This window comes from Rodentibacter caecimuris, assembly GCF_001019715.1.
Taxonomy (GTDB): domain Bacteria; phylum Pseudomonadota; class Gammaproteobacteria; order Enterobacterales; family Pasteurellaceae; genus Rodentibacter; species Rodentibacter caecimuris.
The window spans coordinates 697538-712778 of record NZ_BBXJ01000001.1; the positions used below are offsets into that span (position 1 = coordinate 697538).

At 37.9% G+C, this 15241-nt stretch carries 11 protein-coding genes and 1 pseudogene; 7 read left to right on the forward strand and 5 right to left on the reverse strand.

The features are described from left to right. Nucleotides 1-7 precede the first annotated feature (7 nt). Both menC and menB read right to left on the reverse strand, forming a co-directional pair. Entirely contained in the window at nucleotides 8-1000 is a 993-nt protein-coding gene (gene menC, locus PNEUHYL_RS03385) for an o-succinylbenzoate synthase (protein ID WP_059365860.1), read from the reverse strand. Between the two features lie 54 nt (nucleotides 1001-1054). Next, nucleotides 1055-1912 (reverse strand): 1,4-dihydroxy-2-naphthoyl-CoA synthase, encoded by an 858-nt coding sequence (menB, locus tag PNEUHYL_RS03390; RefSeq protein ID WP_059365861.1) that lies wholly within the window; start codon nucleotides 1910-1912, stop codon nucleotides 1055-1057. A gap of 147 nt (nucleotides 1913-2059) precedes the next feature. On the opposite strand from menB, the gene PNEUHYL_RS03395 reads away from it, so the two are divergent. The 5 genes and pseudogenes from PNEUHYL_RS03395 to PNEUHYL_RS13670 all read left to right on the forward strand — a co-directional run. Beyond that, complete coding sequence (locus tag PNEUHYL_RS03395) at nucleotides 2060-2626, forward strand: DUF5358 domain-containing protein (protein WP_059365862.1); 567 nt, start codon at nucleotides 2060-2062, stop codon at nucleotides 2624-2626. 180 nt (nucleotides 2627-2806) lie between these two features. Beyond that, nucleotides 2807-4465, forward strand: a complete 1659-nt coding sequence (locus PNEUHYL_RS03400; RefSeq protein WP_059365863.1) for a phospho-sugar mutase — start codon at nucleotides 2807-2809, stop codon at nucleotides 4463-4465. Between the two features lie 76 nt (nucleotides 4466-4541). Further along, a complete protein-coding gene (locus PNEUHYL_RS03405) occupies nucleotides 4542-4871 on the forward strand; it encodes a DMT family transporter (protein WP_059365864.1) in 330 nt (109 codons plus the stop codon). Nucleotides 4872-5031: 160 nt separating this feature from the next. Further along, nucleotides 5032-5682, forward strand: a complete 651-nt coding sequence (yczE, locus tag PNEUHYL_RS03410; protein ID WP_059365865.1) for a membrane protein YczE — start codon at nucleotides 5032-5034, stop codon at nucleotides 5680-5682. Between the two features lie 167 nt (nucleotides 5683-5849). After that, nucleotides 5850-6295 (forward strand): annotated as a pseudogene (locus tag PNEUHYL_RS13670) (IS1595 family transposase); the annotation flags it as partial. A gap of 1237 nt (nucleotides 6296-7532) precedes the next feature. Here the strand turns inward: PNEUHYL_RS13670 and PNEUHYL_RS03415 are convergent. Genes PNEUHYL_RS03415 through PNEUHYL_RS03425 form a run of 3 tightly spaced genes read right to left on the reverse strand, consistent with a single transcriptional unit; the run spans nucleotide 7533 to nucleotide 11904 of the window. After that, entirely contained in the window at nucleotides 7533-8777 is a 1245-nt protein-coding gene (locus tag PNEUHYL_RS03415) for a sigma-54-dependent transcriptional regulator (protein WP_059365866.1), read from the reverse strand. Next, a complete protein-coding gene (locus PNEUHYL_RS03420; RefSeq protein ID WP_255204486.1) occupies nucleotides 8771-10627 on the reverse strand; it encodes an ATP-binding protein in 1857 nt (618 codons plus the stop codon). The genes PNEUHYL_RS03415 and PNEUHYL_RS03420 overlap by 7 nt, the downstream gene beginning before the upstream one ends. 59 nt (nucleotides 10628-10686) lie before the next feature. After that, complete coding sequence (locus PNEUHYL_RS03425) at nucleotides 10687-11904, reverse strand: ABC transporter substrate-binding protein (RefSeq protein ID WP_059365868.1); 1218 nt, start codon at nucleotides 11902-11904, stop codon at nucleotides 10687-10689. A gap of 287 nt (nucleotides 11905-12191) precedes the next feature. Here PNEUHYL_RS03425 and PNEUHYL_RS03430 point away from each other — a divergent pair, with 287 nt between their 5' ends. Next, nucleotides 12192-13538 carry an MFS transporter gene (locus PNEUHYL_RS03430; protein WP_059365869.1) on the forward strand — a complete coding sequence of 449 codons (1347 nt, stop codon included), beginning with the start codon at nucleotides 12192-12194 and terminating at the stop codon, nucleotides 13536-13538. Between the two features lie 321 nt (nucleotides 13539-13859). After that, a complete protein-coding gene (locus PNEUHYL_RS03435; protein WP_059365870.1) occupies nucleotides 13860-15008 on the forward strand; it encodes an esterase-like activity of phytase family protein in 1149 nt (382 codons plus the stop codon). The last annotated feature ends 233 nt before the right edge of the window (nucleotides 15009-15241 follow it).

The following is a 15241-nucleotide window of genomic DNA, read 5'->3' on the forward strand; positions in this document are numbered from 1 at the left end:
GGTCGAATCAGATAATCCTTGTGATCAATTCGGAATCCAAATCAATAAGCGGTAATGTCGATTCTTTCCATGGACGAAGCACTTGATAAGCCATTAAATCCAACGTATCTAAACCCGGTGTCACATTCGGTGTATATTGTTGTGCCATTCGTGCCAGTTGGGTTAAGCCAAAGCTACTTTCAATACTTGAACTAATCACTGCTTTTAATCCCAACGTATGAGCTTTTTTGATTAATTCAATACAGCGCTCAAGGGAACCGATTAATGTCGGCTTAATCACAATTGCCATCAGCTGAGGCGCTTTTTTAAGCTGAAAATCAGGAGCTCGTAACGATTCGTCCCAAGCAATAGCAATTCCAGATTGAGCCGCAAACTCAAGGCTTAGTTCCTGCGTATGACAAGGCTCTTCCAAAAATTGAATGCGGGCACGATGCGCCGGTTTTATTTTTGCCGCAAACAACAACGCTTTTTCAAGCGACCAACGACAGTTTGCATCAAGACGCAGTTGTAAGTCGGGAATGGCTTCTAAAAACATATCCGCGATCAACCCGTCTCGGTTAGCTTCATACATCCCCACTTTGATTTTTGCCACTTTCTCACCGGAAAGATGGGATAATTTTCCATAAAGCTCATCGGGATCGCCATAACACAAAGGAGCAGTGTGATAATTTCCCTCTGCATTGAGTTTACCCTTGAGTTCTGCCAGTGCACAGCTCAAGCCAAAGGCTACGGACGGATAAAGCCCATCAAGAGATAATTTTTCATCACGACTACGTGCCACATCCCAATCGACAAGCCATTGTATCGCTTGGCTTTCCGCCATTTCTAAGGATTCTTCACTAAATCCCGGCAACGGCGCAATTTCTCCCCAACCTTCATTATGCTGACATTGGATACGCACGAGCAAGCCTTCACGACGTTTTAGAAAGCGCCCCCGCAAAATGAGTTGGCTATCAACAGGAATAGAATAACGATAAAGATTATAGTGTCGAATTGTCATAAATTTTGCTTACAAAAAGTGCGGTTGAAATAAACCGCACTTTTGACTGAATAATTAAGGATTACGTCTGAATTTACTGAAGTCCGGCGCACGTTTTTCATTAAACGCATTGCGACCTTCTTGACCTTCTTCCGTCATATAGAACAACATAGTGGCATTGCCTGCGAGCTCTTGTAAACCGGATTGACCGTCGCAATCCGCATTTAATGCGGCTTTTAAACAACGTAAAGCAATCGGGCTGTTACGCAACATCTCACGGCACCAACGCACGGTTTCTTTTTCAAGATCGGCATAAGGTACTACGGTATTCACTAAGCCCATATCCAAGGCTTCTTGCGCATTATACTGACGACATAAGAACCAAATTTCACGGGCTTTTTTCTGACCGACTAAACGCGCCATATAGCTTGCCCCCCAACCACCGTCAAAGGATCCTACTTTCGGCCCCGTTTGACCAAAAATAGCATTATCCGCGGCAATGGTTAAATCACATAACATATGTAATACATGGCCGCCGCCAATGGCATAACCAGCCACCATTGCCACCACCGGTTTTGGACAAGTACGAATATCCCGTTGGAAATCCAATACATTTAGATGATGTACGCCGCTTTCATCTTTGTAGCCGCCGTAATCCCCACGAATTTTCTGATCTCCGCCGGAACAAAATGCTTTTTCACCTTCGCCGGTCAGAACAATTACCCCGATTTTTTCATCAAAACGGGCATCAGAAAAGGCATGAATCATTTCTTTTACGGTTTGCGGACGGAAGGCATTACGCACTTCAGGGCGGTTAATGGTGATTTTTGCAATACCATCGGTGGACTTATGATAACGAATGTCCGTATAGCCCTCACTGTGATCGACCCATTCAACGGGTGCATAAAGCACATCATCTTTTGGATTTTGCATGAATATTCCTTTTTAATTAATGAAAAGTGCGGTCATTATAACGGAAGTTTTTCGGTTCGGGAAAATGAAAATTTATTTCAGCCTTTATCTATTCTGTGCTTATTGCTAAAATTTAGTCCACATTAAAGCAATCTCTCGAGATCAAATATGAAATTTATTTTTACACTCGGCAGCATACTATTACTCAGTGCTTGCAGCTTTTTCAACGCTTCACAATCCCCTATTCCGGCCGAATTTGCGGGGGCGGATTATCAACTGTCGGATAAAAATGCGAAACAATGGGCGATAGCCAGCAAACAGGCGGAACAATGCATTTATCCCAATCTCACCCGTATTCAGCAACAGCATTTCGCTAAAGAGGACAGTTATATTCACTCCCAATATATTTTTTTCTATCCATTGGAAAAAATTATTGGTGAAGATTATGTCAAAATCATTCAGAACGATGAAAAATCGATGAATTACGCCACGTATCAATTTAAAAAATTTCGGACGGAAATAGCTAATGTTGAACCGTTGGAAAATAAAAACTGCCTAATTTTACGCACCCAAGCACGTGATGACTTAGATGTCGTGAAAGGGCAATATAAAAACGGCATGGTGGATAATTCAAAGAATGAAGACGGCACACAAAAAAATACTGACGGTGTTGCAACCAATCAAAATAAATTCTTTTTTGACATTATAAAATGGGGTTCGGCGCTACTACTATAAGGTTGATCAATAACCCCAGACATCACTTAACATAAAAAATCAAATACCGTTTTTTAAGTAAACGATTAGACGAATAAAAAGTGTTAAACAGATCAAACTTTCAGTAAATAAGCCTTTGAACTTTAATCGTTTTCCGATAGTCTAGCGAGAATATTTCTTTTAACTTAAGAAGGTGAAATTATGGCAACTCTTTTTGATATAGCACAAAATTGGTTAAACCAGGATCCTGATGCAGAAACCCGCGCAGAATTAACCGCACTTTTAGAAGCGGCAAAAGAAGGCGATGTAAAAGCCGAAGCTGAATTACAGGCTCGTTTTGACGGTCGTTTGCAATTTGGTACTGCCGGCTTACGCGGCCCCTTACAAGCCGGTTCAATGGGGATGAACCGTGTTTTAGTGGCGCAAGCCGCCGGCGGTTTAGCGGATTTCTTGAAAGACTACGACAAACAACCTTCTATCGTGATAGGCTACGACGGACGTAAAAATTCAGATGTGTTTGCACGCGATACCGCGGAGATTATGGCGGGCGCCGGCGTGAAAGCGTATTTGTTACCACGCAAACTGCCAACGCCGGTATTAGCTTATGCGATTCAATATTTCGATACCACAGCAGGCGTGATGGTGACCGCAAGTCACAACCCACCTGAAGATAACGGTTATAAAGTCTATTTGGGTAAGGCCAACGGTGGCGGTCAAATCGTTTCCCCTGCAGATCAACAAATTGCCGCATTAATCGACAAGGTCGCAGCCGGCAATATTCAAGATTTACCGCGTAGTGATGATTATGTGGTATTAAATGATGAAGTGGTGGAGGCTTATATTACGAAAACCGCCTCTCTCGCCAAAGAACCGCAATGCGACATCAACTATGTGTACACCGCTATGCACGGCGTGGGTTATGAAGTCCTAAGCAAAACGCTAGCCAAAGCGGGTTTACCACAACCTCATATTGTCGCAGAACAAGTCTGGCCGGACGGCTCTTTCCCAACGGTTAATTTCCCTAATCCGGAAGAAAAAGGCGCCTTGGATCTTGCAATTAAAGTGGCGAAAGAAAACAATGCAGAATTTATTATCGCAAACGACCCTGATGCTGATCGTTTAGCCGTTGCCGTACCTGATGCGGAAGGTAACTGGAAATCTTTACACGGCAATGTGGTGGGGTGTTTCTTAGGTTGGTATTTAGCCAAACAATACCACGCACAAGGCAAACAAGGAGTATTGGCTTGCTCGCTCGTTTCCTCACCGGCACTAGCGGAAATTGCCAAAAAGTACAGTTTCCAATCGGAAGAAACCTTAACCGGTTTCAAATATATCGGTAAAGTACAGGGCTTATTATTCGGCTTTGAAGAAGCGCTCGGTTATTTAGTTGATCCAGATAAAGTACGCGATAAAGACGGTATCTCGGCGGCGATTATGTTCTTAGATCTTGTTCGTAACTTGAAAAAACAAGGTAAAACCTTGGCGGATTATGCCGATGAATTTACTCAAGAATTTGGCGCTTATGTAAGCGGACAAATCTCTATTCGTGTCAGCGATCTTGCCGAAATCGGTAAATTAATGACCGCACTTCGCAATACACCGCCAAGTATCATCGGCGGTGTGAATGTGACACAATTGATTGACCACACCAAAACCGATCGTCAAAGTGATATTCTGGTGTTCACACTTGAAAACGGTGGTCGCTTAATCGTTCGTCCTTCCGGTACCGAACCGAAAATTAAATTCTATTTGGATGCACGGGGTACCGATCCGAAAAATGCAGAACAAGTGCTTGCTGATTTTGATGAAGGCGTGCGTAACATTCTTCGCCAAGATGCCTACGGCAAACAAGAATGTTAATAATTAAACAGTTACGATAATGCAATAAAAGAGATGCCTAATTGCATCTCTTTTTTATTTCATGAGGAATAAACAAATGAACCCTTGGATTTTACTCGCAATTTCCATTTGCTTAGAAATTGCTGCAACAAATTTATTAAAACTGAGCGATGGTTTTACCAAACTTCTTCCTACCGTAGGCTCACTCACGCTCTATGCAATTTCTTTTTATTTTGTTTCAATTATTTTTCGTTCTTTACCCGTTGGTTTGGTTTACGCCATTTGGTCAGGGGTGGGGATTGTCCTTACGGCAGTCGTTGCCTATTTTGCTTTTGGACAAAAAATTGATACGGCTGGAACAATTGGAATCGGGTTAATTATTGCCGGCGTGTTGGTTATTAACCTATTTTCAAGTGCATCCCATTAAAAAAGAGCTGTATTATGTCATTCCTATATTAACCAATACCTAGATTTCACAAAAAGTGAAAATCTACATAGTTAATTCCGCTATATAATATGGTATTAAAGTGTTTTGCCTTTCACTTATTCCCCTTTATGATAGCCATATCTTCTTAAATAGGTACGTTATGAAAAAAGCACGAGCAATACCTCATACAAACTGGGCGGCAAGTTCATTATGGTCGATAGAAAGTAAAACGATCTGCGTGTTGTTATTTGCATTAGCAATATTGGGAATCGGCGACGGGCTAATTGTATTGTCCAATTTTGGTTCCACGCCTTGGACAGTACTTTCTCAAGGCATTGCCTTACAAAGTGGAATCAGCATTGGTTGGACATCGTTTTTTATCAGCGTTGTAGTAATGTTGGCATGGCTACCTTTAAAACTACGTTTTGGACTAGGCACTCTTCTAAATATTATTATGATTGCTTTTTTCTTAGACATTACGACAAAAATTCTACCGGAACCGACCGCACTTTTGTCACGCATGGCTTTTGGAATAATCGGGATTTTTCTCTATGGGTTAGGCACAGCATTATATCTCACTTGCCATTTGGGGGCGGGCCCTCGTGACGGGCTTATGGTGGGGATTTGTCAACGCTTCCACCTAAAAGTAGGATTCGTCCGTACCGCTATTGAAATATCGGTTTGCTTATTCGGTTTTTTTCTGGGAGGAACAGTGGGTATCGGCACGCTTATTTTTGCCGCTGGAATCGGTTGGATTGTACAAGGTTGCCTAGAATTAATCGTTCGTTTCTCGCATTCATTAGAAACCTGAGAGGTAATAAATTAAAAAACATTAAAATAACTCTTATATATCCTCTAGGAGCATTAGTTTATACTATTTAAAATCTTACTGTACTAGATATTCTATCATTTAGGTCATTATTTACAATTTTAGTTACCCTATTTGCAATAGCTTGTTGTCTAAATAGAGTGCTTTATGGTGAAATTAAAGCCGATGAAAGCTATTCCAATGACGCTCAAAGTAAAGGCGGTATTATGCATGGGGCAAAGCCGCAGTATTTGGTTTTCCCAAACTTAATGGTAAGATTTATACCGTTGCTGTACCGAATACACAATCAACATTGCTCCCGATTATTAGAGAGAAGCTAGAGTCAGACTTGTACCGATATCTATCGTAGTTATGATCTCCTTGATGATGAATTTAGCCGATTTTGCACTCATCGCAACACACATTTTACTGAAAATCATGAGCACATAAACGAAATTGAGAATTTTTGGAACCAAATAAGGTCATTTGTACAAGTTTAAGGGTATTCTAAAGTGCAGCGCATTTTAAGCTCTGTTTAAGGGAATGCAAGTTGCAATCACAGAGATATAAAAAATCTCTGATTTCCATTTTAAAACATCTAGTGAAGAATAGATTAGCCAAGTTATCTAGGGCAACCCCTTATTTTTTGGTGTCTAATCATACAATTACCTTTTCTTATATCAGTTTTCCAATTAACGTTACGTAATTTTTAGATTTTTCCAAAGCAGTATTTATGTTTTCCTAAATCTAAGTAAATACCTTGGTTCACTACTTCATCTTTTTCAGAATTCACTTCAAATCCTTAACTCATTAAAATTTCATAATAAGTACGATTAATAAATTTAACTTCATATTATTTTCAATTTCCCCTTTATCATCAGTAATATCTTTGCTAATTTATTTTCTATCAGCATATATCGTATAGGTTCCCACTAATGGTCCTATTGAATTAGGCGATAAGAAAAAGTGAATCTGCATTATAGGAAAATTTATCGTATGATTTTCCATTTCAGAACACGTAACGTTTTCCACTAGCTGCATTTTACTTGCAAAGTCCCTCCTCAATATACACATTCCCCACCAACTCCATCCCCTCTCAGTTAATGATTATTAAACCACTCTGCCCACTGATTCTTACTGTTTCATAACCTTACAAATCAAATTGTTCAAAAAATCTGCTCAAACAACTAGCCAATATACCAGATGCCGTTTACACTACTTCGGTGTTGAGATCATTACCAACGTGGTGATGGTGTCACCATGGACATTCACATATCAGTTTATAGCCTTGAGTATGTTGCTTTATTCCACTTTAGTAATGTGATTGCATCCAATATTTTGGATTTGGTCTCGACTGATAGTGCGGGCTTGGGGGACGGTTTCGTTATAACTAACTTATTCGGCACGGTCATTGCCCTAAAAGTGAGGATCACCTATTTACCATCAATACCGAAAACAGAATATTCGGGTCAAAACTTAATAACATCAATTCTAATTTAAACGATTCGTAAAACCCTTAAGTTAAATGAAAACTAACTACATCAAAATTGTATTGAGGGTATAACAGTAGCCAGATTGACTTGTCATAAACGTCCTTATTTAAGGCGTATAAAATAGCATCAATATAATTCGGCTTTATATATTTCTAAATAGAACAATCGACAGAGAAAACTTCGAGGAAATATTATCTAACCTAATATACTATTCATGTTGCCTCTAAACACTAAATATTTCTATAAGACTTCCAGACATTTTACTATACCAAAGTGACTTGGTTGGTACACAATACCAGATATATTTATTATCACATTGCTACTTTGTACTACGCTCAACCACTCTCACCTATAAAAAAGTTAAAACAACTCTTTATAATCCGCTTTATTCAAGGCATATTTTTTCATTCGTAAATACAATTTCTTACGGGGAATTTGTAGATAATTTGCCGCGTCATTAATTCTTCCTTGAAAGCGATCTAACACCTCTATAATGATCTGCTTTTCATACTCATCAATAAGATGATCAAGCGATAGTTCACTTTGTTCCTGCATCAACGAGAAACGATCATTTTGGACGGTAACACCGACTGCATAAAGTTCGGCTGTGTGAATTAATTGGGTGATATTGCCAAGCCACTGTTGGGAGAGTAGCTGCTTAATAAAATTTTCACTCACAAGCGGTTTCTTTTTATTTAATTTTTGACAGGTTTGGGCTAAATAATGGCGGAAAATCGGCTCGATATCAGAAGTTCGATGAGAAAGCGGCAAACATTCTATTTGCGTTAAATTAAACGCATAAAAAAGCTCCGGTAAAAGATTAAATTCTGTCAATAATTGGTATGGTGAATATTGACTAATTCCAATAAAACGAAAATGCTGTTGCTGAATTGATAATGCCAGCCTTTTCTGTGCCGCTTGTGAGAGATATTCTATATTTTTAAGCTGTAACAGCCCCTGTTTGGCTTGTTCAAGATGGGGCTGTAATGCTTCAATATCACAGGGGGCAAGCAATTCTAGGCTATGTTGAGGCGAAAATCGGTCTGCCGAAAAGCGGGCAAGATGTTGGGCGGCTAGAGTTCGCCCTGTGCCAACCTCACCAAAAATAAAAATCGGTAATGAGGTTTCCCCGAGTTGTTGTAAACGTTGGCGAAATTGTTTAATCCAATGGCTCTGTCCGATAAAACCGGTTTCTAATGCTTCTTGCTGGGCATTTTTAATCGCGAGTTGGTGTTGTCGTTGGCTCAACGCTTGTTCAAGCTGTATTAATAATTTTTCCGGTTTGATGGGTTTTTCAATAAAATAAAACGCCCCTTGTTGCATGGCTTCAATGGCCATTGGCACATCACCGTGTCCGGTGATGAAAATCACCGGAAGATGTTTATCCCTTTGATGTAAACGGCTCAAGAGTTCCCAGCCTGACAGTTGTGGCATATAAATATCGCTCACCACGACACCTTTCCAATTTTCAGGTATGATCTCCAGTGCATCTAACGGATTATTGATCGCCTTAATTCGATATCCCTCTGCATTTAATAGTGATTGGTAGGCAGTCAATACATCATTATCGTCATCAATCAGTAACACCGTTTCTTGATCTAACATTTTTCTTCCCCACTATGTAAAAATTCTAAAATAACAACCGCACTTTTAGAAAAGCTGGAAGCAATCGCCAATTTCCCCCCAAATTGTTGCATAATACGCTGGCAAATTGTTAAACCTAATCCTAATCCGACACTTTTAGTGGTGAAAAAAGGTTGTAATAATTTATCAGCATTATCCGTTTGCCAGCCACTACCATTGTCTTCAATAAAAACACAAGTTTTGTCTTGATAGCAGACTACATCAACTTGAATAATAGGTATAGCTTGACCCACCTCCAGAGCATTTGAGAGGATATTAACGAAAACCTGTTCCAACAAAATTGGATTTACAAGCAAGCAAACATCCCCTTTAATCTGCAGCTCGGCATTGAGAGGTTTATGACGGAGTTCTAATACATTCCATGCTTCAGTCAAACTTTGTTTAAGGGAAACCACTTGATGGGGTGTCGATGAAATTTCATTTTTAGCAAATTGACGTAATGCTTTAATAATATTAGCGATGCGCTCTATTAATTTTTCTATCTTTTCAATATCAAGATAACTTTGCTTATCTTTTTGCTGTTCAAGACGTTTTTTTAGCGTAAAAAGATAAATTGATATGGCATTCAAAGGTTGATTAATTTCATGAGCAAGTGTCGTCATTGTTTGCCCGACAACCGCCATTTTAGCCGCTTGGAGCAATTCATTTTGGGTTTCCTGTAAATCTTTTTCAATTTTTTCTCGTTCTTGCAAAATTTGAATATGATTATTTAATAATAAACCAATTTCTGTCAGCTCATCTTTTCCACTGACATTGATCGGTTGATTTATTCTACCCAGATTAAGGTTTTCGATAGCATAAATGAGTTGTGAAAAACGGTAACTTAAACGGCGCTTAACATAATATTGATTAAATAAAGCAATTAGAATAAGAAAAATAAGCAATGAAGAAATAATAATTACTCCACTTATTTTTGTCTGTTGTTTTAAATTCTCATTTAGTCGGGTAAAACTTCCTCTGGTTTCATTTAATTCTTGCTTTATCATTTCTTGAGTTTTTGCAACGATATCATTTTTCTGAGATTGAATATTTTTTAATTCAGTTTGATAATGAGTGATTTCCTGAACAAGATTATCTAATTCATGATGAGGTTCAATCATTTGATATAAATCATTAAACATCTGTTGCAATGGCACAATACTTGGATTCTTGATCATGTGGGAAGGGGCTTGAATTAATGCTGTAATTAGTTGCTTTAAATAAGCATAATCCTGCAAAATTGTAGTTTGATTAGGATATAAGTTATATAAAAATTGTACTAACTCGGTTCTAATTTGCTCTTCTTTATCTGCTAATTGATATAAATAAAATAACTCATTCTCTGATTTAGCTTGGTTTTTCTCATTAAGCAAAGAAGAATGTTTCAAAAAATAATTATTCTGCCAGTTTAATTCTTGAATTTGAGAAATAATTTCATTATTAAAATCATCATTTAGCCATTGAATCTTCGTTAATAATGTTTGTTTTTGCTGTAAAATCAAAAAATTATTAGATAAATTATTATCAATTTGGGTAGTGAGTTGAATTAAATCATTTAAGTATTGCTTAATCGTTGATCTTTTTTTCTGTTCAAATAACAAAGAAGATAATGTTTCAATTTCATTTAGCTGATGTTTAAGATTTTTAAACATAACCTGCCGGTTCAAATTATTTTGTAAATAGTAAAAACGTTCCAGATCATTAAAAAAAACATTAAACTTATCCTCCAATTTTAGGGCGGCATTGGTTTTTGGAAAATAATCTTCAATAATATAATTCACTTGCCGATACTGAATATACCAAGCAGATAAACTCACAATACCAATAAACAAGGTCAATATTAATCCGATCATTGAGGCTCTTTTCAAATGTTGGGTTATTTTTCCCTGTTTCATTTTATGTCCTCTAATTGTGCAAGTACCGTATTAATCCGTTGTTGGAAAAAGTCCGTCCATTGCTTCTCTTGCTCCAACAAAAAATATCGGTCATTTTTAATTTTTTCCAAATAAATAGGATCTATCGCTTGCTGTTCACTCACCGGAACTAAAGTTAATTGATGACGAAGTGCGGTCAATTTGCGAGCTGTTTTTTGCTCTTGTTGATAAATTAACGCCCACACATCTTTAAACTGATTGAGACGAAATGTGATTGCATTATCAAATAATTTCTCGATTAAATGTTGTCTTAATAACAAAATCTCGTAATCAATCGGTGTCTGCGTCAACAATTTTTGCTGTTGTTTGTATTGCTGGTTACTCGGCGCAGAAGGTTTAAGTGGAAATTTTGCAATATTTGGAGAAGTAACAACCTCCTGCCCTTCCGCACTTAACAAAAATTGAATAAATTCAAGAGCCTGTTTCGGATTTTGGTTATTTTTATATACGGAAATAAATGCCGGTGAAGCAATAGAATGAGGAAAATAAACAAAACCAAAATCAGGATCACTATTTAGATTATTCGCATAACTATCAATACTAATGCCAGCGATTGCTAAGCCTAGTTTAATTTTTTCTGCCACATTAAAACTACGGGAAGAAATCAAGGATAGATTACCTGATAGCGTTAAAATTTCTTGCCATCCGCTACCCCACCCTTTTTGTTGTAAAAGCATTTCCAACATAATGTGGGTGCTGCCCGAGCGAGAAGGAGAACTGATTAGCAAACTATTAAAATAAGCCGAATCAGAGAGACTGTTCCAATCAGTAGGCTCGGCTAAATGGCGTTGTTTAAGTAAATTTCGGTTGAATAAAATGCCGTAACCGGAAAAAGCAATCGCCGTTGTCGTTGATTTTAGTTGAGAGGGTACAAGTGCATTTTGATAAGTTTTCGGCAATTCCAACAATAATCCCTTTTCCTGTAAATCTTGAAACAGAAAAGGAGAAGAACTCAACACTAAATCGACTTTTTCTATATCCGGTTGGACTAATAAACGCTTAAGTGAATTTGATGTTCGATTAATCAAACGGACTTCTTGGTTGGGAAAACTATTTTGCCATTGTTTAATGATATGTTCGGTCGTTTCCGGAGAAAAGGTCGTCGCTATCACAATTTCATTGGCTAATAACAACGGACTAATCCAAGACAGCAAAATAAAAAGTAAAAATTTCATCACACAGTTCGTCTCTATTTTGTGATCTAAATCACAAATTTTAAATTTTCTTTTTTCTAATTATTTTTCATTATGGCGTGAAATTAACTCAATTTCGATATTCAACAAATCACTTTCTTCAGCTTAATAAGTTATGGGTCATTTTTGACACGGAAAAAATAAAAGATCGGTCATTTTTGTACATTTTTCACTGATTTTACCCATCGTTTTAATCAGGCTAACATACCAAATAATTACTACAAAGTAAGAAACATTCTTTTTTCATCATTTAAATAAGAGGAATTTCTATGCTTTCTTTTTTAGCATCTAAACCGGGTAAACCCATTCCCGACAGTGAAATCAGAGAACGTTACAACCGTCTGAGATGGCACGCATTGTTTGGGATTTTTATAGGCTATGCCGCCTACTATATTTTACGCAATAATTTTTTACTTTCGTCACCAGAACTAATCAGTGAATTTGGCTTTAGCAAAAAAGATATTGGTTTTATTTCCGGCACAATGCTGATTGTGTACGGATTGAGTAAAGGATTTATGTCTGCTTTTGCCGACAAATCCAATCCAAAACATTTTATGATTTTCGGCTTAATGATGTCAGCAGTCGTAAACCTAATGATGGGATTTAGTGCATCATTTTGGGTATTCTTATTTTTATGTATTTTGAATGGTATTTTTCAAGGAATGGGAGCCGGGCCTGCTTATGTTGTACTAGCCAGTTGGTTCCCTCGAAAGTCCCGTGGCGTTACAACGGCGGCATTCAATATTTCTCATAATGTGGGAGGTGGCTTGGTTGCACCGATAGCGGGTGCAAGTATTGCCTGGTTAGGACAGGAACATTGGCAAGCGGCACATTTTATCGTGCCTACTGCCATAGCTACTGTGGTTGCGATTATTTTCTATATTTTCGGCACGGGTCGAACCTATAACGAAGGTTTACCGCCTACCAGTAAAATTCTGGGAACAGAACAAGAAGAATTGGTTGTCACCAAAGAAGAAAATGTCAATTTAACCACATGGGAAATTTTTAGAGATTATATCGTTAAAGACATTAACGTTTGGTTTGTTTCTTTTATTGATGTATTCACCTATATGATCCGTTTCGGGGTATTAACTTGGCTTCCTCTGTATTTACTGGAAACTAAAGGCTTTTCTAAGGGGCAAATGGCAACCGCTTTTGCTATCTTTGAATGGGCTGCCATCCCCTCTACCCTGTTAGCAGGTTGGTTGACGGATACCTACTTTAAAGGTCGCCGTATGCCATTAGCAATCATAACACTGCTTGGGGTCGGTATAGCGATGTTTGCGTACTGGGGAGGGCAAGATTTGCTCACCGTTACTATCGGTGCAGGTGTTATCGGGTGCTTAATCTATGTACCAATGTTCCTTTCTTCTTTGCAAACCATTGAACTTGTGCCTTCATTTGCTGCGGGTTCCGCAACGGGTTTAAGAGGATTACTCAGCTATATTCTCGGAAGTTTCTCCGGCACTGCATTGTTTGGTATTCTCGCCGAACGTTTTGGCTGGAATGCAGGCTTTTATTTACTTCTGTTTGCAGTATGCGGTTGTATTTTTTGCTGTTATATGACCCACCTAGGTGTGCTACGTTTAGAAAGAAGAAATAATAAGTCTAAATAAATTAGCCATCAACAATCGTGATATAACACTAATTTATAAAAGATCCCCAAAAGATAACTTTCGGGGATCATCTTAATCCTCCCTCCATGGTTAGCACTGAGAATTAACCAAAAAATCAAGGAATTTTGACCGCACTTTTCCGGGTTACGTGACTTGATGTGATAACTGTTAAAACAGAAAAGAGCGGTCAAATTTCACTAAATTTTTGCAAAACTGATGGAAAAGGCCTACGGGTGAAGTATGAGTAAAGCGATGTCATCTTTTTGACATCAAAGAACAATAAAATACTGCCGATAATCGCTAAATCCGTTGAGGAAAAATATGAAAAAATTGGCTTTATTTGTTTTTATACCAAGTATCGCGATGGCGCATACTTATAGTAGTTCATCATTTCATGAAGCACTCGGTACAATAACCACACCAGAAAAAACATTAAACTTATCGGTCGGAATCGGAAGTGGGGCATTTCATCGCCGGAGCGATCCAGCCGATGTTTTTTATACGGTGACGGATCGAGGACCTAATATTGATTGTGGCGATAGCCCTAAAATTTTAGGCTTATCATATTGTGCTAAAGGTAAAGTTTTTCCTGTTCCTAATTTTGCCCCCACTATTTACCGCCTACAACTGTCTGAAAATAACCAATCTTCCGCAAAGATTTTAGATAAAATACCGCTCAGAACACAATCAGGAAAACTTGCCTCGGGTATATCCAATCCGAATACCGAAACGGCGTATGATATTAATAAAAACTTACTCAAGGATGAGGTAAACGGTTTTGATACCGAAGCATTAGTTGTCACACAAAGCGGTGAATTTTACCTTGCCGATGAATATGGCCCGAGTATTATTTATGCGGATCAAAATGGGGGGATTAAGAATCGTTTTGTGCCTAAGGGTGTGAAATCTGAATTAAACGGCGCAGATTATACCGTAACAGAGAACTTACCGGCAGAATTGAGAAACCGCCAACTTAACCGAGGTTTTGAAGCCCTAGCCTTAAGCGAAGATGAAAAAACACTCTTTTTTATGTTACAAAGTCCTTATGATCCCGAAAAACGAACCGTTACACTATATTCTATGGATATTCAATCTCAAACCATTAACGGGCAATGGCTATATGAATTGGATACTCCAGATACTTTTATCAAAGATAATGCTAAAAAAGCACGTATTCAAAATGATGTAAAAATAAGCGAAATAGCCACCATCGGTGATAATGAACTGATCGTTTTAGAACGGATTAGTAAAACGACTAAATTTTACAAAATTAAACTTAAACCTAACACAACTGAAAAAGCCGTAAATAAAGAATTAATAGTCAACACAGATGATTTAGACAAGTTTCCAACTAAAATCGAAGGATTAGCGATTATTTCACCTCAAGAATGGATTTTAGTTAATGACAATGATTTTGGTATTGATGGGGATAAAATACGCATTATTCGCTTATCGTTACAAAATAGGTAACAAATTTTCCTCACATCACCTAATTAATAATGCCTTTATTTCACTGTATCCGCCGTATAATTCAACTGATGAACGACATTGATCTATGTTCCCCTTTCACTCTAGAATCAAATAAATTTAAATTCGTGTGCCGTGTAGCGGATAGCCGGCTTTTTCTCGATCAAATGTATTTTCTTAAACTATCTTATTATTTTGATTCAGTACCAAAGGCAATAGAATTCGAATTTAATTAC